Source organism: Alloscardovia venturai (genome assembly GCF_042676605.1).
Classification (GTDB): Bacteria; Actinomycetota; Actinomycetes; order Actinomycetales; family Bifidobacteriaceae; genus Alloscardovia; species Alloscardovia venturai.
On sequence record NZ_JBHTHQ010000013.1, the window covers coordinates 67022 to 85816 of the forward strand.

Consider the following 18795-nt stretch of genomic DNA (forward strand, 5'->3'; position numbering starts at 1 on the left):
CAGATATGTCGACAGATACAGTAGAGTCTACGCACAAGGCACCCATTATTTACTGGGTAGTGCCATGCTACAACGAAGAAGATATGCTGCCGCTGACAGCCCGTATCCTTACACCCAAGATTAATTCTTTGATGGCATCTGGTCTCGTCTCGCCCACGAGCCGTGTACTCTTTGTGGACGACGGCTCCAAAGATGCCACGTGGTCAGTGATTTCTATACTTCATGAGAGTGACCCTGTGCTGTATGGTGGCGTCAAACTCGCACACAATCGCGGTCATCAAAATGCCTTACTGGCTGGTTTGATGACGGCGAAAGAAGCAGGGTGCGATGCGGCAATTTCTCTCGATGCAGATCTCCAAGATGACATCAATGTCATGGATGATTTTATTCGCTTATATATGGAAGGCAATGAAATCGTCTATGGTGTGCGCTCATCTCGCCAGACCGATACTGCATTTAAGCGGTGGACCGCTGAGCTTTTCTATGCCCTCTTCCGTCTCTTTGATGCGGACACGATTCCCGACCATGCTGATTATCGTCTCATGGGCGCTCAAGCGCTTGATGCGCTCAGCGAATACACAGAAGTCAACCTTTTCCTCCGTGGAATGGTACCGGACCTTGGATTTAAGACGGAAAAAGTGTACTACAAACGAGGTGTGCGGGAAGCTGGGGAATCAAAGTACCCGTTGAAAAAGATGATTTCTTTCGCTCTACAAGGCATCACATCATTCTCTACAAAACCGCTGAACTTTGTGACGTGGGCAGGATGGATGTCTATTATTTTTTCTATAGGCATGTATATTTATGCATCGATTTCCGTGCTTACCAGTCATGCAATTTGGGGCTGGAGTTCTCTCATTTGCTCAATATGGTTTATCGGTGGTCTCATCATGGTGTCGCTCGGCATCGTAGGCGAGTATATCGGAAAGATATACCTTGAAACGAAAAGGCGCCCACGATACCGAGTTGAGCAAAAGTTGTAGCGACTATAGAGGAATTGGTTATATAGCGGGATTGTAGTGAAAATCCGTTTACTTATGTAGGCGAGAGGAAATCTCGTACGCTACGACGAGTCCTACACACCAGAGAGGGCCTATCCATGCTGCTACTCGATAGCTTGGTGACAGCCACATTAAGACATAAATCAAGACCATCGCCACTAGGATAATCCATGGGGTCACATGTGCGGCAGGAAGCTTGAAGGTCAGCTTTTTCTCACCTTCCTTCCCGATAACTTTACGGAATTTCATCTGTGTGATAGCTATCATCGACCAGTTCAAGATAGCAGAGAACGTCGCGATGGACATCAGATAGTTGAATGCAAAGTCTTTCCAGATGAAAACGACGACGACTGCTATGACTGTGACGGCTGCGGAAACGAGTACGCCTGCGGCTGGAACGTTACGGCTATCTGTCTTCTTGAGGAATGCTGGTGCATTACCCTGCTGAGCGAGAGAGTAGAGCATGCGAGAGTTTGAGTAGAGGGCAGAATTATAGACAGAAATGACTGCGGTCAAGCACACAAAATTCAGCAATCCTGCTGCAAAGTGCACGCCGACAGAGTCAAAAATCTGAACGAATGGACTGACAACTACGCCATGTGCATTAGGGACGCCAATCTTGTCCCATGGCACCACGCACATAATGACAGCTAAAGCAACGACATAGAAGATGAGAATGCGCCACGGTACCTCATTTGTTGCTTTAGGGATGGACTTCTTCGGGTCTTCAGCCTCGCCTGCGGTGATACCGATGAGCTCAGTGCCGCCGAAACTAAACATAACGACGACAAGTGCCATCAAGACGCCCGAATACGTGGTGCCACCGTGTGCGCCGTCTGTGTGCTGGATACTAAGAATCGAGTGAGGGAAGAAGTTCGCAAGATGCGACAGAGATGGAATCGTCCCATCTATGCCAGGAATAGCAAAGATGATGACCACAAGTCCCGCGATAATCATGGCAATGACGGCGACGATCTTGATGATAGCAAACCAAAACTCAAATTCGCCAAAAGCCTTAACGCCAAGTAGATTCGCTGCTGTAATCAGCACGAGGAACACAGCAGCTGTAATCCACGCAGGAATGTTGGGGAACCAATACTGGACGAATTGGCCGACGACTGCGAGCTCTACCATGGAGACGAGTACATAGTTCGCCCAGTAATTCCAACCACTCACGAAGCCGGCACGCTTGCTCCAGTAACGGGTCGCGTAGTAACTAAACGCTCCAGCCTTTGGATCGTATGTACTCATTTCACCGAGTGCTCGCACGATGAGGAAGATAAGTGCGCCACCGATAAGGTATGTCAGCAAGATTGATGGGCCTGCAAGCTGAATGGATTCAGCAGAACCGTAGAAAAGTCCTGTGCCGATAGCTCCGCCAAGAGCGATAAGTTGGATATGGCGATTTTTCAAACCCTTCTTGAGCTCGTTAGAATTACTGCCACTCTGTCCCTCGGGTGCGCTCCTGCTTGCGGATATAGAATCTGTGGACTCCGTCTGCGGCTCTAGCAGCGACTGTGACTGTGACTCAGTGAGATTGGCGTCATTGGTGTCGCTCATCTCGTGTTTCCTCTCTTCGATGTGTTTTACATTTATAGTTACTCTTCTACACGCATTGTCATAGAAGGCGTGAATTTAGCTCAAATCGTGGTACTTAAACTACTATTTAAGTTTAAGTACATATGCGATGGCGGAGGACTTATATAGAGGACTTATAGGTAGAAAGTAGAGCTTAATTTTTAGTGAAGAGTTGCCCGCCTATAGAGATGCGCGTCTTTGACGTGTCTCCACCTCCGTTGGATAGGCCAGAGGCGAAGAGTTGAACGGGACCAGACTTACATGCATTATCATCGCTTGTACACTGCATAGACCAGTTGATGTGCTGAGGGTTGTCCTCATCATCCACGCTCGCGCATGTGCTTGTCGAGCCGTCGGCAAATGTGCAACTGCTTGGTGAGCCTGATGAATCATCGCCGTATGTGATAGAGCAGTCGCCATTGAGCGTGAACTGTGTATCTCCGCGAGAGAAAGAGCCTGCAAATGGGGCACAAATCCCGTCAGTATCCTTCTCGCGCTCCTTAGCATCTGCTTCGGCCTTTGCTTTCTGGGAGTTTTGAACAGCAGTCATAGTGTTGTTCAACGTTCTTTTTGCATCGTCGTATTGGTCTTTTGTGACGGACTTTGTGCTCTGTTTGAGAAGGTTATCAGCGGAGTCAATTGCTTTCTTGAGGTTGTCGCGAGTAGCTTCGTCCGCTACTTTATCTTGCGATTCAGTGTAGAGCGTTTGTGCTTCTTGACGTTTAGCGCTTAACTCATTTTTAGCGGTGCTGACTGCTTTTGCATTCTTTGAATTGCTCACAGCGGTCTTTGCCTTAGTAATTGTCGTCTGGTAGGTTGATTGACTTGAAATCGCCGAATTAGCATCTTCGGTAATGCTCTTGAGTTGAGTGTCGCTTAAATCTGCTGAGCACTTCTCGAGATTGTTAACCTTCGTGATAGAAGCGTTCGCTTGACTAATGGCATTCTGTATATTGGTGAGAACGGAAGTATCTTCAACTTGGTCGGAGGACGTTTTTGCCTCAGCATCTGCATTATTTATTGTTTTTTGCAATTCCTGCGATGATGACTGAGCAGACTTTACACTTGTGACACATGCATTGACAAGCTGCTCATGGGTGGCAGCAGTTGCAGTATGGCGAATGAAAATGGTAAGTGCCACGATGAGGATAACTGCGAGTACACCTGCGATACCCCATATAAGAACGCGGCGAGTATTGCGATCCACGCCGTTTGAGCTGCTACCGGCTGATGACGTATGGGTGTGACGTCCGTTTGTGTGCGTGTGAGAGCCTTCAGCTTCTCCTTCATCTTCGCTGACGAGCGCTGCAAACTGTGACGTGAACGTACTCTCCTCAGGCAGCTCTGGCAACGTCTGCAACTTTTGAGTCTCTTGTGGGTCTTGAAGTTCTTGCTGATTTTGTGGTTCATGAGAGCCTTGGAGAGGCGTTTCATCTTCTGGAAGTTGAGCAGGGAGCATAAGCGCGTCGTCGGCAAGTGGATCAAATGCAGCTGTTGCTTCGGGGTCTTCGACATTATTAGTATCTGAAGCTTGTGATGAGTAGCGTTGGCTGATATCTTCCGGTGTAACCTTCTTCAAATTTGTAGAAGTATTCGTCGCGAGTTGAGCCAAAGATTGTGTCATTTCAATGTCTTGAACTGGCTCAATGTAGTTAGTCCCGCGCGAGGAAGAAGAAGTATTGGAAGAAACTGAGCTAGACGGTGTGGCAGAACTGGTAATGCGGTGGAAATCTATGCCATCTAAATTGGGGATATCCCATGAAGACTCATGAGACGCAGGCTGCTGTTCTGGTTGGTGTGTCGAGTTAGAGCTATCGCCATTGTCGGAATTATCGTGTCTTAAATCAGCCATAACGCTCTGCTTCCCTGTGTTTTCTTGATTTCCTAGCGGCTGTGCGCCTTTGAGCTGACACCGTACGGTGTCTCTATCTCTCCATGCTTGAAGCCGCATTGCTGCTTAGTACGGTAATAGTTTAGCGTATAAGGCTCTCAAAGGGGAGTGCCGTGCAGTAAGGCTAAGTATTGTTTGCATTCAGCGGCATTAGTGTAGAGCTCAGTATGCTCACATGTCGGACAATCGTAAGTCATTTTCATAATTTGTTTGCCCGATTAACTAATTCTATGTTACGCTAGAAACTCTAAATGTGAACGTTCACATTTAGAGCACTCTGAAAAGAGTTTCGATGACGACGCTCATCAAAGGAGATATTATGAGTGACGAAACAACTGTAGCTGAAACGGCGCAGCTTAAACTCACAGGGCTGGAGAAGATACGCTACTATGGTGCGTATTTGCTCTTCGCATTGCTGTGGATGGGGGGGCTAACTATCGTATCTGCGGTTTTGCTGCCACAACATATGAAGGATGTGCTGGGCGATGCGGATGCAGCTACCAAGGTCTTCACTGTCTTAAATGTGGTCACGGCTATCGCGTCCCTCGTGTCAAACCTCTTGTTTGGAAATCTTTCTGACCGTACCCGCTCTCGCTTCGGACGTCGTGCTCCGTGGATTTTGGGTGGCGGTATTGTAGGTGGCGTGTCCCTCTTCCTTACGGGCATTTCCACGAACCCATGGACTATTGGATTCTGGTACTGCGTATGCATGTTTGGCCTGAACGCCATGATTGCGCCAGTTATCGCATCCTTCTCCGATCGAATCCCTGAAGATATGCGTGCTTCTATGTCTGCATTTATGGCTCTCGGTCAGACTGTCGGTCAGTCCGTGGGTACCATCATTGCCGCATATTTCATTTCGAATACTTTGCCAGGATTCCTTGCCGCTGGTATTCTCATGGGTATCTCCGGCATTATCACTATTCTTGTATGGCCGACAGAAAAGTCTTCAGCAGACCTTCCTCCAGTAAAGGCAGGCTGGGCAGAGTTCTGGGCTTCTTTCATCCCGCCTACTAAGGGTGCTCGTGATTTTTGGCTCGCATTTGGTGGGCGAACACTTCTCATCTTCGGCTACTATATGATTACGAATTATCAGCTTTATATCCTTCAGGATTACATCGGTCAGGACAAGAAAACTTCCGGGGCGACTATCGCTACAATGTCTGTGCTTATCATGATCTTTGGCTTGATTGGCTCTCTTGGTTCTGGCTTCATCTCTGACAAGATCGGTAAGCGCAAGGTCCCCGTAGCACTTGCAAGCGTTCTTATGGCTATCGGGTATGCATTGCCGTGGATTTTCAAGACTGGCTGGTCCATGTTTGGATTCGCGATCTTTGCAGGATTCGGCTATGCAGTGTACGGTGCAGTAGATCAGGCGCTCAACGTTGATGTGCTTCCAAACAAGGAGGAAGCAGGTAAAGATCTCGGTATCTTGAATATCGCGACAACTCTCGGCCAGATGGCTGGTCCTATCTTGACCGGTGTACTTGCTACGACTGTTGGTTACGCTGCTGTATTCCCAACGGCAATCGTCTTCTCAGCACTCGCAGTGGTCTTCTTCTTCATGATTCGCTCTACGAAGTAAAAGATGTCCATTGCAGCAGAAGAGAGTTATAAGAAGAAATAACTCATAATTTCAGAGCGTATCGATATCATGCTTTCTATCTTTCCATCCTCGGCATGAACGGTGCGCTCTGGTTTATTCACAATTATTCATATCAATTGCAAAGAGGCAAGGTAATCACAATGGTAACGTGGATTTCTACAACGCAGGACGATAAGTTCGTCGATAACGCGATCAATACAACTGCCGTACAGGAGTCAGAAGACTTCCAACTGACAGGAGAAAAATTCCAAGCAGTACGTGGCTTTGGTGGATGCTTCAATGAGCTCGGCTATCAGGCATTAACTGAAAAAGCATCTGCTGAAGATGCTGAAGAAGTCTTCAAGGAACTCTTCGATCCATCTGAGATGAATTTTGTCTTCAACCGCGCACCGGTGGGGGCAAATGACTTTTCGCTCGACTGGTATTCCTATGACGAAACTGACGGTGATTTAGAGCTGAAAGACTTCAGTATTGCACGCGATGAAAAGACACTGATTCCTTACATTAAGCGAGCTCAAAAGTATCAGCCAAATCTCGAGCTTTTCGCTTCGCCATGGTCACCTCCTACGTGGATGAAATTCCCTAAGGTGTACAACTTCGGACGTCTCGTGATGACTCCAGAAAATCTCCAGGCATACGCGAACTACTTTGTCAAGTACGTACGAGCCTATGAAGCGCAAGGCATCAAGGTCACACATCTCTTCCCACAGAACGAAGTATTCGCAGACCAGAAATTCCCAAGCTGCTTGTATGACAGTGAGGATATGAAGATTTTCATCCGCGATTATCTTGGTCCAACCTTCGAACGTGAAGGCATCGACACACAGATTTGCCTAGGTACGTTGAACGGTCCGGAAGATATGGCGTTCACGGGTGTCGGCTATGGCATGCGTATGGATAATTACAATCGCTGGGTGGACAATATCCTTTTCGATGAGGATGCTCGCAAGTATATCAAGGGCATTGGCTACCAGTGGGCAGGACGAGCGGCTGTACAACGTACTCATTCGTCGTGGCCACAGATGGAAATCTTCCAAACTGAATCTGAGTGTGGCAATGGCGAAAATGCGTGGGATTATGCAGAGTATATTTTCCATTTGATGAACCATTACTTCAAGAATGGTGCGACCACATATACCTACTGGAATATGGTGCTCACCGAAGTAGTGTCTACATGGGGATGGATGCAAAACTCGCTCTTTACTGTCAACTCTAAGACCGGCGAAGTGACACGTAATCCTGAGTACTATGTCATGAAGCATTTTGCGAAGTACGTCAAGCCTGGCGCTCGCGTCCTCGGCACGTCGGGACATTTCAACTCCATGGCCATCGCATTTGAAAATCCGGATGACACAATCGTTGTCGTTGCACAAAATGCGCTCAACCAGGATATGCCATTCGCTTTTGCGAATCCGGAGCATCCTGAGCAGGGCTTGAATGTCACATTGAAGGCGCGTTCCTTTAATACGTTCGTGCTTGACTAGTTTTGGGTGTTTTGTGCAGCTTGCGACATTCGAATAAGTGCATGTAAACGTAAGTGCGTGAGTTGTGTAAATTGCGGAGAAGACCGCGAGATTATTGCGAAAATAGTAGGTAGTTCTCGCGGTTTTTTCAAGTTTTGTGCAGGTTGGCACATTTATATGAGGTGAAATCGAGTTGGATGAGTATAAAAATGTCCCGACTTGCACAAAATAGTGAGAAAGCGCATAAAGGCATCGATAAAAACGGCACGTTAGAGCGCCCATGCATATCTTCTTCAGTAGCTATATTGCTCTTCTCCTATTAGAAAAGCATAAAATTTAAGAAAACGTAAGGAATAAAGACCATGAGTAAGACACATACAAATCAGTTCCTTTTTGGTGCGGCATACTACGACGAATATATCCTTCCTCATAATCTTGATCGTATCGAAGAGGACTTCGCTATGATGCGCGAGGCAGGGATGAACGTCATCCGCATCGCTGAATTTACATGGAGCACAGAAGAACCTGAGCCAGGTGTCTTCAATTTTGAGCATGTAGACCGCGCGCTTGCGGCAGCTGAAAAGTTTGGTATCAAGGTCATCATTGGTACTCCGACTGCTGCGGTGCCGAGCTGGCTTGTTGAGCTTGACCCTCATGTGCTCGCGGTACAGGATAACTCGGGACAAGCAAAGTATGGTGCTCGTCAGAACATGGACATCGTCAATGGGACGTATCGCTTCTATGCAGAACGCATTATTCGTAAGCTCGTATCTCACACTGCCCCACACAAGCAGGTCATCGGTTTCCAAGTAGACAATGAGACGAAGTACTACGATTCCTGCTCTCCAGACATGCAGAAGCTTTTTGTACAGTCTCTTCGCAAGCGTTTCCATGACTCTACCGATGAGATGAATAAAGCGTTTGGCTTGGATTATTGGTCTAATCGCGTAGATTCGTGGGAGAATTTCCCTGATGTGTCTGGCTCTATCAATCAGTCTCTTCGTGGGGCGTTTGACGAATTCCGCCGCGGAGTAGTTACTGAGTATTTGGCATGGCAGGCAAGCATCGTGCGAGAATATGCGCGCGATGGCCAATTTGTGACTCAGAATTTTGACTACGAATGGCGTGGCTACTCCTTCGGTGTACAGCCTGCTGTCAATCATTTTGATGCTGGCAAAGCGCTTGATATTGCAGGCGTTGATATCTATCATCCGACTGAAGAACATTTGACAGGCAAGGAAATTGCATTCGGCGGCGATCTGTCGCGTAATGTCAAGGATGGACGTAATTTCATCGTTCTTGAGACACAAGCGCAGGGGCAGCACGGGTGGCTTCCGTACCCAGGGCAGTTGCGTCTCCAGGCATATTCGCATGTGGCAAATGGCGCAGATGGTGTGATGTACTGGCATTGGCATTCCATTCACAATTCGTTTGAAACGTATTGGAAGGGTGTACTGTCCCATGATTTTGCAAAGAATCCTACTTACGAAGAAGCTGGTATTTTTGGACGAGAAATGGAATCACCAGAAATTGGAGGTCGTTTGCTTCATTCGAAGAAGAACAATCGCGTAGCAATCATGGTGTCGAACGAGGCTCTGACTGCACTCAACTGGTTCCGCATTGAAACTGGTTTCCCTGATGGACAAGGTATGGCGTACAACGATGTGGTGCGTCGTTTCTATGACGCCCTCTTTGAGCTCAACGTTGAAGCAGATATTATCCCAGTAAATTCTGAGTCTGAGCGTATCAATCGTTACGATATGGTCATTACTCCGGCGCTGTATGTTGCTGAGCAAGAGGTTATTGATAATTTGCGCACATACGTAGAGCAGGGTGGTCACTTAGTATCGTCAGCTCGATCATTTGTGACAAATAACGATACAAAGGTCTGGCAAGATGCGGCTCCTCACAGCCTCACTGATGTATTCGGTGTGAGCTACAACCAGTTCACTCGCCCAGATGATGTGGTGACAGTCTCCGGGAACGTTGCCAAAACTTTCACAGCTGAAGCAATTGCTGAGATGCTTAATCCAACGGCTGATAATCTCGAGGTTTTGGGCACATATGACCATTACGCATGGGATTCACATCCGGCGATTACGCGGCACGTATTCGGCAAGGGTGATGCTCAATACATTGCTGTCATTCCAAGTGTTGAAGCTGCTCGCGAGATTTTGCGTGAGGCTGTGGCTCATGCAGGTATTACGCCGGTTGGCGCTCAGCTGGCAGGCGTAGTCACTGTGCGTCAGACCATAACTCCAGAAGGTAAGAAGGCTACGTACTTACTGAACTACTCTGCTGAGCCTGTAACGTTTGCCTCCCCGGTGTCGGGTGAAGTGCTTGTCGCTCCAGAAGTTATCGGGCAAGATGGCAAACTCACGGGTGAGGAGGCTTCTCTCACGCGCGGGACCTCTGTGACTGAAGGCGAGTCCATCACAGTCGGTCGCTGGAATGTGGCTGTCATTTTGGGATAGGGTCTCTGCAGATGGTGCTTATGCCGGATAGTGCTAGGAACGTATAGAACATCCAAGAAAAGCGCAAAATGCAAAAATGTGAGTGGCGGCACTTCCTTCTGAAGTGTGCCGCCACTACGATGGATAAAAAGGTTTCGATCTGCAAAAAATACCGGCGAGTATGCGCGATTTCTCACGACACTCCGTCAATTTTTTGCAGGTTGCTACATACTACGTAAAAGTGAATGGAGAATTCAATGACGAATGCGGCGAATGATGTGAACACGATAAGTGTGAAAGATTTGACTCTCGAAGAGAAGGCTTCCCTCACGTCTGGTGGGGATGCTTGGCACTTCCAAAAGATTGACCGTCTTGGTGTGCCAGGTTATATGCTTACCGATGGTCCTCATGGTTTGCGCAAGGAAAATTCTGAAACCGCAGCGCTCGATATGGCAAACACCGTTCCGGCGACGTGCTTCCCGCCAGCGGCAGGTATGTCGAGTACATGGAACCCAGACTTGGTGCGCGAAGTCGGCAAGGCGATGGGTGAGGAGTGTGTGCAGGAGAAGGTCGCTGTCATCCTTGGACCGGGCGTCAACATTAAACGAAATCCTCTTGGTGGTCGTTCCTTTGAATATTGGTCAGAGGACCCGTACCTTGCGGGGCATGAAGCAGTAGGCATTGTTGAAGGAGTGCAGTCTCAAGGTGTGGGCACCTCTCTCAAGCATTTTGCGGCAAACAATCAAGAGACGGATCGTCTGCGTATCAATGCGCGCATAACTGAACGTACCCTGCGTGAAATTTATCTTCCGGCTTTCGAACACATCGTGAAAACCGCGCAACCGTGGACCGTTATGTGCGCATATAACCGCCTTAACGGTGTTTTTGGTTCAGAAAATCGTTGGCTCTTGACAGATGTGTTGCGCAACGAGTGGGGATTTAAGGGAATTGTGATGAGCGATTGGGGAGCAGTGCATGATCGTGCGGCTGCCCTCAACGCGGGGCTGAACCTCGAGATGCCCCCGAGCTATACAGATGATGAGGTTGTTATAGCTGTAAAGAACGGTGCAATTTCTGAAGAGCAAATTGACATGATGGCTCAGGGAATGCTTGAACTTACAGCGAAGGCTGAAGAGGCAATGAGTAGGGAAGGCTTTGTCTTTGATGTGGATGAGCATCATCGCGTAGCACGTCGCGCTGCTCAGGAATCTATAGTTTTGCTTAAAAATGAGGATAAACTCCTGCCGTTCGCGCCGAATGCTCACGTAGCGGTCATTGGCGAATTTGCTCGCACACCGCGCTATCAGGGAGGCGGCTCGTCGCATATTAATCCGACGAAGATGACAACCATCCTAGACGAGTTGGATGAGCGAGGCTCACACTATACTTTTGCTCCTGGATTTACTCTAGATAATTCGCTACAAGATGCAGCTCTGACACAAGAAGCGCTAGAAGCAGCGAAGAGCGCTGATGTAGTTCTCTTCTGCATGGGGCTTCCAGAGGCTGAGGAGTCTGAAGGCTTTGATCGTACGCATCTTGATATGCCAGCGAAGCAGCTTGAGTTATTGTCTTACGTGGCAAAGGTCAACTCCAATGTAGCGGTGGCTCTTTCCAATGGTTCTGCAGTTCAAATGAATCCGTGGCAAGATGATGCCAAAGCAGTTCTTGAAACGTGGCTGCTGGGGCAAGCGGGCGGCAGCGCCGTTGTTGATGTCGTGTTTGGCGATGCAAATCCTTCCGGCAAACTTGCGCAATCGTTCCCGCTCGACATCAAGGATGACCCGTCTATGGTCAACTGGCCAGGTGGCGAGCAGACGGTAGACTATGGTGAGGGTGTCTTTGTGGGGTATCGGTACTATGACACCTTTGACGTAGATGTGGCGTATCCATTTGGATTCGGCTTGAGCTATTCAACATTTGATATTTTGGACGTGAAAGTAGAGGCGACGTCAGATACTACCGCTCTCGTTCATGCGATGGTTAAGAATACTTCCAGTGTTGACGGTGCACAGGTTGTGCAGGTGTATGTTAACCCTGCAGATACCACTCCTGTTCAGAGACCTGTCCACGAGCTTAAAGGTTTCAAGAAGGTATTCCTTAAAGCTGGTGAGTTGGCTGAGGTGGAGATTGGGCTTGACTCTCGTGCATTCGCTTATTGGTCAGAAAAATCCAACAATTGGCGAGTAGTTAAGGGTACATATGGAGTAGAGGTAGCAACATCGTCGCGCGACATTGTTTCACGTGAAACCATTGCCCTTGAAGGTGATCATTACTACGCGCCGCTCAATGAATGGTCAAACTACGGCGAATTTAAAGCAGATCTGTTTGGGGCAAAAGCTGTGGAACATATGATTGAACTTGGCAGGGCGGGGGAGCTTCCTGCGATTCCTGAGGATAATTTAGGCGTGCAGATGTTCCTTGAATCTATGCCAGTCAATTCTATGGCAGTTCTCTTTGGCAAGGATGGTAAGAAACTTACGCAATTCCTGCTGGAGGATTATGCGGCTGAGCGTGCGAATGGGTAATATTTCTTAGCTAACATAAACAAGCGTATATCAAAATGAGATGAGAGGACTTAATTCCGTTCGATAGGAGAGTCCTCTCACTCGTTAATACTCGTTAATACTCGTTAATACTCGTTAATACTCGTTAATACTCGTTAATACTCGTTAATACTCGTTAGTGAGTAGTATTGTTGCGGATCTTTACTATTATGCCCGTGCCACGAAAGAACGTTCTTTTGCGCTAAACTCTTGAGCTTTTTTCGAGCTGTAGTAGGTGTTACGGAAATTGCTGTTGCAAAAGTTTTAACTGTAACCTTTCCTTCCGTATATGCGAGATTTACTGCGATTTTCTCGTCTGCTGTCAAGTCGTTAAAATTCTGCGTGCCAATCTTATCCTCGATGGTATCTTGTGTTCTTAGAGCGCGAGAGGTAATACTATTTTTGAGCGTCAGGAGTACGGCAGAATGATTTGGCTCGCTATACTCTGGGTCATGTAAAAATACTTTTTGCATTTCCGTATAGATGCGTCCAACCCCTTCGTTGAGTTCACGTGCCCAGCCAAATTCTACGAGAGTTCGTGCGATACGTGGATTGCGCGCATAACGAGTACTGCGCATATTTTCGAGTGTTACATTATTTGGTAACGCACCGGGGCTAAAAATATCAAGATGATCGTTGAACATGGATATACGTATGTAATCTCCCGCGAACGAGTAATCTCTATGAATTACAGCATTGACGAGTCCCTCAAACCAAGCAAATTCTGGGTATTCAGGAATTATTTCAAAAACTCCATCATCGGAAAGATATTGAAATTCGCGCAGCATACTCGAGATGAGGACGGACGCTTGCTGAATAATGCGTGGAATAGGTAAATCGTATGGCTGATCTTTGACGAGATTAAAATCGCGTCCGGCTTCCATCTGGTTTCCCTCAAAGCGAAGAACTCGCACTCGCGCTTGAGGAAGAAACTTTGTGGGGTTTTGAGAAAAGAGGAGCACGCCTGCATTGGTTAGTTGCCCATCGCGCATAAGCGAGCGGCTCGTTAGTAATTTCTCGTCACTTACTGAAGTGTGAAGCCTGTCTTTATACTCGGCTAATAGGGTAGTATCAATATCATTGATTGATGAACCCCATGCAATTTCGTCCTCGAATGCACGTTGATTCTTTTCATATTCCAGATGAGTAATTTGCTCGTGTGATAGTTCGCGACTTGTATCTGCGATGCGTAAATAGACTTTAGCGTCTGCTTTGCTACGAATAACTGCGTGAGTGGATACTTCAATGTGAAGTACAATAATGAATTCGCTATCATTTACTCGTACTCGTTCACTTTTTACAGTTGGCGTTGGAGTACAGCCAACTATATGTGCATTTTCAATTAGATTAGCCTCTTTCTCGGAGTCAGAAGTAAAACCGCGTACCGCTCCATCGTCTTCAATCCCAATGACAAGAATTCCACCAGATGCGTTAGCAAATGCAATAACATGTCTCACGACGTCCTTTGGCTTAATTCGACAACTTTTACGGTCAAAATACTGACCTTCAAGTCGATGCGCGTAATCTTCGAGAGGAGTGCCATTATGCGTAATCATGAAACTAATTTTAATAGTGAACCGGTAGAATAAGGAAAGTTAGATTTTCGAAGTAGACTTAAGAAACCTAATGAGGTATGCGTGAATTGCTGCTAATTCTTAAATACGGAGCGTGATTTATGTCGACAGATGAGCCACTAGATAAGGTATCAAGCGAACTGCCAGATAAGCATGCTAACGAGCTCAAACGCCACATGTCATCGCGCCACCTGACCATGATTTCCCTCGGCGGTGTCATCGGTACGGGACTGTTCGTGAGCTCGGGAGAGACGATTCATGCTGCGGGACCGCTTGGCGCGATTATCGCGTATGCGGCGGGTTCGTTACTCGTGTATTGTGTCATGCTGTGTTTAGGAGAGCTTTCTGTGACGATGCCGTACGCAGGAAGTTTTCACTTGTATGCCAAACGATTTATTGGTCCTGGAACGGCTTTTACTGTAGCTATCTTGTACTGGCTCAACTGGGCTGTCGCACTCGCTTCGGAGTTTACTGCTGCGGGGATGCTTATGAAGTATTGGTTTCCCGCTTCTCCCGCATGGGTGTGGTCGACAGTATTTATAGTGGCAGTGCTTGTACTAAATCTGTTGTCGGTGCGCATGTATGGCGAAGCTGAATTTTGGTTTTCAAGCGTTAAAGTGGCGGCGATTGCAGCTTTTATCCTCATCGGAGCAGCTGCAATAGTGGGAATTGCGCCATTAAATGGTACGCATACTGCTCCGTGGTTTTCAAATTTCTTCTCTGATGGATGGTTTCCTACGGGAATTTTGCCTATTTTCTCTACACTATTGACAGTCATCTTTGCATTTTCTGGTACAGAAGTTGTCGGGGTAGCAGCTGGGGAAACAAAAGATCCTCACATCGCCATTCCGAAAGCAGTGCACACGACCGTCTTTCGTCTCGTCATATTCTTTATCGGCTCTATTGGAGTGATGGCAGCACTTATCCCGTGGCATAGGTCTGGCGTTACGACATCACCATTTGTCATGGTCTTTCAGTCTATCGGCATTCCCTATGCTGCTGACATCATGAATTTTGTGGTTCTCACAGCGGTACTTTCTGCAGCAAATTCCGGACTGTACGTTTGCGCGCGCATGGTGTGGTCTCTTGCAAAAGAGGATATGATTTCTTCACGTCTAGCGCATACGAATAAGTACGGGGTCCCTGTCGCGGCTGTACTCGTGTCGATGGCAGGAAGTCTCTTGACTTTGCTAACTTCTGTGTACGCAGCAGACACAGTGTACTTGGCGCTAGTTGCAGTTTCGGGGTTGTCGACTCTCGTTGTGTGGGTCATCATCGTTATATGTCAGATTTTGTTCCGTAAAGAGCTTAAATGTGAGAACAAAAGCGTCGCTGAGCTACCGTATAGAGTGCCAGGATATCCCCTTATTCCTATTCTTGCGCTTATTTTGAGCGCTTTTGCTCTTGTTCTTATCCTCTTTGACAAGTCGCAGCGTATGACTGTACTCGCTATGGTTCCTTTTGTCCTTCTATGCTATGCGTGGTATTACGTACGCGCTCGAGTGAAGAAGGGTGCGCGTAGAATCGCAAATGAAGAAGATAAGAGTAAGAGATAGGAAATAGCTCTTAGCGTTTGAACCGTCGCAGAAGATACAGAGAAAGCTAGAGAGTAAACATCTTCCTCACGTATGGAATCTTCTTTGCAAGCTCCGACACGGCTGCTGTAAGTACTACAACTGCGAGGACGAGGAGAAGATTAAATAGCACAGAGAGCCACGTAGGTAGCGATGGTTCAAGCAGCAAAAACCCATGCGCTTGTAGGTTATGAATCGCTAGTAAGAAGAAGACATGGAGCATGTAAATTCCAAAGGTGTTCTTGCCGATGAACTCTGAAAAAACCGCGAGCCACCGTGGTATTTTCCCCGAGAAGCACAAGAGAAACAGAATGATAGAACCCATAAAAGATGGTAATAGCCGGTAACCGTCGTCTGCAAATAGACGAGTAGGGTCCCATTGCCGCTCGCTAAGGAGTATGAGCGACACAATCGCATGCATCACGATGAAAGATAAAAGAAGAAATACTGGAGAATGAGCAAAGCGAGAGAAGAAACGCTGTGATTGTGAGTGAGTTGGCAATGTATGGATGTCGTCAGGATTGTTAGCAGGGGAATTATGAGCAACAACATTCTTGCCAAGTAGTCCGCCAAGAAGGAAGTATAGTACAGCATTGCCACGCTGTCCCCATACGTTAAGTTCCTCTATCGAATTGAACAAACTCGCAAAATTGCGTCCAAAGAAGTGGTCTACAATGTGGAGGATGTTTTGAATAGATGGTAGAAGAATACTAAAAACTGCAAGAACTCCCATCATTGTATAAAGATATCTTTTGTCCTTCTGGTCAAAAATAAGCTTTACCCACGGGTATATCAGATAGATACCGATTAGGGCATTAATAAACCAGAAGTAGCCTGTTGGAAGACTATCGATATTTCCCATGAGAAGATAATAGACTACTTCATGTGCATTGAGATGTGGCGAGCTGAGAAGAAAATAGGGGATAAAGGAGAAGCACCGCCATAAAAATACAATGCCGATAAGCATGCCAGTCCGCTTAAAGTGCTTGCTGAAGCTAAAGGTCCGTGGTAGTAGAAGAGCCCCGTTGACCATAAAGAATACTGGACAGCAATACACTGCCAGGCTAGAAATAGTGGAAGAGAAGAACGTATTAGGGAACGCGCTTGTGTAGTAAGTAAGGTGGATGAGAACTACCAAAAACATGGAAATAGCTTTTGCAGCATCGTATCCTACAATTCGCTTACGCGGAGTATGTGCTATGGTATCTGGGTTATGCACCATTTGCTCCTAGTTCAGTTCGTGGTAGTAAGTGGGTCCATATAGTAACAAAGGAGGTCTCTCGTGAGACCTCCTTTTACGGGCGGAGAATACGAGATTCGAACTCGTGAGGGCGTGAACCCAACACGCTTTCCAAGCGTGCGCCATAGACCACTAGGCGAATTCTCCATTGATGTCTTAAGATTCCTAAAGTTCAGCGTCTAAAGACAACTTGGATATAGTAACACAAAAGGCACGACCTTTTCAAGTCTTGCCTTTCCGTGTGTCACGCGTGCTCCATGTGTTAAGAACAGTTGAGAGCATATGTGGCTATTGCCACGTATCCGGTTCGATACCGTTGGAACCGATATATTCTCCATTGGGCACATAGGACGGTCTATTCGTATCTTCTAGATGCGCATCGCCAAAACATGCGGTATCACGTCCAAATGTCCAGTCACCTTCGACAGTCACGCTTGCAGCAGCAGCCAGTGATGGCACTCCGTAGGGGAAACGCTCATTGAAGTCATGAATGTTCTTGTAGTAGCGCTGGTCGAGGGAAATGTCAGGGAAGATATAGTTACCATCTTCCATTTCGAAGGAATCTGTCAGGTGGAAACGATCGGATCGCAGGATAAACAAATCCTCGGTTGTTTTCACCGGTAGGAAACGAGAGCGGGTAACTTCAATGCACTGTGCGCTGTCGAAAAGTCCGATAGCTGCTCCCATTGCCGTCTCAAGCTGAACCACTCGCTGAGTAGATGAATCTGTAGGGTCTACGGTTTTATTATTGCGGATGACTGGCAGCGGAAGTATGCCGTTGTATTTCTTCATTACTTTCTTCAGAGCACTGATGCGTACCCAAATATTATTGGTATTGAAGTACGGGTGCACATGAACATCCATTGCAGCGGCCTTGTCGTCAGGATGTACCTGACTCATTTCACGCAGTATGAGACGACCGGTGGCGTTGTCCACGACGAAATGTCCACCTTTACGGTCTGCTGGTGTTTTTCGAGATACCTCTACCATGAAGTCGGATCGGGACTGTGCAAAATACCCTGCGATGATGCTCGACGGACGCGCCCCTAAATTATCGGAATTAGAAATGAAGAGATATTCAATTCCATGCTCTTGTAGAACATCTAAAATTCCCGACTCCCACAGCGTGGAGTATACGTCACCGTGCCCTGGAGGGCACCACTCCAAATCAGTATCCTTAGGGAAGGATACGGGCATGCCGTTATGTCCGGTAATCTTAGGCTCGCGGTGCTGGATGATTTCCAAAGGAATATCATCTTGATGGAACTTACGATTATGACGTACCGCGCTTAAAGAGTCTTTCGAAGTGCGGAAAGAATTCATAAGAATCAATGGAAGCTGTACTTTATGCTGAGCGCGCATAGAGACGACCTGCCCCAAGATGATGTCGATGAAACGCATCTGGCGTGCCTTGTGTCGACGCACTGGAAGTAAAGACTTCGGTCCATCTAGCCCCATCGATGTACCAAGACCACCGTTAAGCTTTAAGATTGCGGTCTTTGCCAGTGCTGCACGTGCTGTACGAGTAGGCATTGTGTCATGGAAATCAGCGACGGAAACGATATCTGTCATAGGAGTGACGTCGGATTCATGTATCCAGCCCGTCTCATCTGCCTCCCATGCCTCATACATGCGCTGGAACTGAGCGACTGCTGTATCGCTCATCTGTGCATCGCGCATGCGGTTGATGCATGCTTCAAGACCGTTAGCCATGAAAACCTCCGTAAAGTTCACATTCTTATGGTCAGTCTAGCGCATGTTATGCAAAGTAGCTGTGAATATACGTGAGATGATAGCGAGATGATGTGTGCGTGAGCATGGTCATTGATAAACTTATGGCAACATTGCACGAGCAAGAAAGTTAGAGTTGAC

Annotated in this window: 11 protein-coding genes and 1 tRNA gene; 6 read left to right on the forward strand and 6 right to left on the reverse strand. The window is 47.3% G+C overall.

Features of this window, described 5'->3' with window-relative positions; translation table 11 throughout:
• Positions 1 to 5 precede the first annotated feature (5 nt).
• Positions 6 to 983 carry a glycosyltransferase family 2 protein gene (locus ACFQY8_RS02860; protein WP_377938444.1) on the forward strand — a complete coding sequence of 326 codons (978 nt, stop codon included), beginning with the start codon at positions 6 to 8 and terminating at the stop codon, positions 981 to 983.
• A 48-nt stretch (positions 984 to 1031) separates the two neighbouring features.
• Here ACFQY8_RS02860 and ACFQY8_RS02865 read toward each other — a convergent pair whose 3' ends face one another.
• Both ACFQY8_RS02865 and ACFQY8_RS02870 read right to left on the reverse strand, forming a co-directional pair.
• A complete protein-coding gene (locus ACFQY8_RS02865; protein ID WP_377938406.1) occupies positions 1032 to 2561 on the reverse strand; it encodes an amino acid permease in 1530 nt (509 codons plus the stop codon).
• Positions 2562 to 2733: 172 nt separating this feature from the next.
• Entirely contained in the window at positions 2734 to 4431 is a 1698-nt protein-coding gene (locus tag ACFQY8_RS02870; protein ID WP_377938407.1) for a hypothetical protein, read from the reverse strand.
• Between the two features lie 358 nt (positions 4432 to 4789).
• Between ACFQY8_RS02870 and ACFQY8_RS02875 the strand changes: the two genes are divergently transcribed.
• From ACFQY8_RS02875 to ACFQY8_RS02890, 4 genes are all read left to right on the forward strand, one after another.
• Positions 4790 to 6055 carry an MFS transporter gene (locus tag ACFQY8_RS02875; RefSeq protein WP_377938408.1) on the forward strand — a complete coding sequence of 422 codons (1266 nt, stop codon included), beginning with the start codon at positions 4790 to 4792 and terminating at the stop codon, positions 6053 to 6055.
• A 161-nt stretch (positions 6056 to 6216) separates the two neighbouring features.
• The gene (locus ACFQY8_RS02880) at positions 6217 to 7560 is read left to right on the forward strand and encodes a glycoside hydrolase family 30 protein (RefSeq protein WP_377938409.1); all 1344 of its coding nucleotides are present in this window, start codon (positions 6217 to 6219) and stop codon (positions 7558 to 7560) included.
• Between the two features lie 341 nt (positions 7561 to 7901).
• Positions 7902 to 10013: a beta-galactosidase gene (locus tag ACFQY8_RS02885; RefSeq protein WP_377938410.1), complete on the forward strand. Its 2112-nt coding sequence runs from the start codon at positions 7902 to 7904 to the stop codon at positions 10011 to 10013.
• A gap of 224 nt (positions 10014 to 10237) precedes the next feature.
• Positions 10238 to 12517 carry an exo-alpha-(1->6)-L-arabinopyranosidase gene (locus tag ACFQY8_RS02890; RefSeq protein WP_377938411.1) on the forward strand — a complete coding sequence of 760 codons (2280 nt, stop codon included), beginning with the start codon at positions 10238 to 10240 and terminating at the stop codon, positions 12515 to 12517.
• Positions 12518 to 12651: 134 nt separating this feature from the next.
• Here ACFQY8_RS02890 and ACFQY8_RS02895 read toward each other — a convergent pair whose 3' ends face one another.
• A complete protein-coding gene (locus ACFQY8_RS02895) occupies positions 12652 to 14091 on the reverse strand; it encodes an RNA-binding domain-containing protein (protein ID WP_377938412.1) in 1440 nt (479 codons plus the stop codon).
• 194 nt (positions 14092 to 14285) lie between these two features.
• Here ACFQY8_RS02895 and ACFQY8_RS02900 point away from each other — a divergent pair, with 194 nt between their 5' ends.
• Complete coding sequence (locus ACFQY8_RS02900) at positions 14286 to 15665, forward strand: amino acid permease (protein WP_377938445.1); 1380 nt, start codon at positions 14286 to 14288, stop codon at positions 15663 to 15665.
• A gap of 46 nt (positions 15666 to 15711) precedes the next feature.
• Here the strand turns inward: ACFQY8_RS02900 and ACFQY8_RS02905 are convergent, their stop codons facing one another.
• The 3 genes from ACFQY8_RS02905 to ACFQY8_RS02915 all read right to left on the reverse strand — a co-directional run bounded on the left by ACFQY8_RS02905 (position 15712) and on the right by ACFQY8_RS02915 (position 18636).
• Positions 15712 to 16905 (reverse strand): acyltransferase, encoded by a 1194-nt coding sequence (locus ACFQY8_RS02905; RefSeq protein WP_377938413.1) that lies wholly within the window; start codon positions 16903 to 16905, stop codon positions 15712 to 15714.
• Between the two features lie 80 nt (positions 16906 to 16985).
• A tRNA-Ser gene (locus tag ACFQY8_RS02910) sits at positions 16986 to 17070 on the reverse strand.
• Positions 17071 to 17211: 141 nt separating this feature from the next.
• A complete protein-coding gene (locus ACFQY8_RS02915) occupies positions 17212 to 18636 on the reverse strand; it encodes a UTP--glucose-1-phosphate uridylyltransferase (protein WP_377938414.1) in 1425 nt (474 codons plus the stop codon).
• Positions 18637 to 18795: the final 159 nt, after the last annotated feature.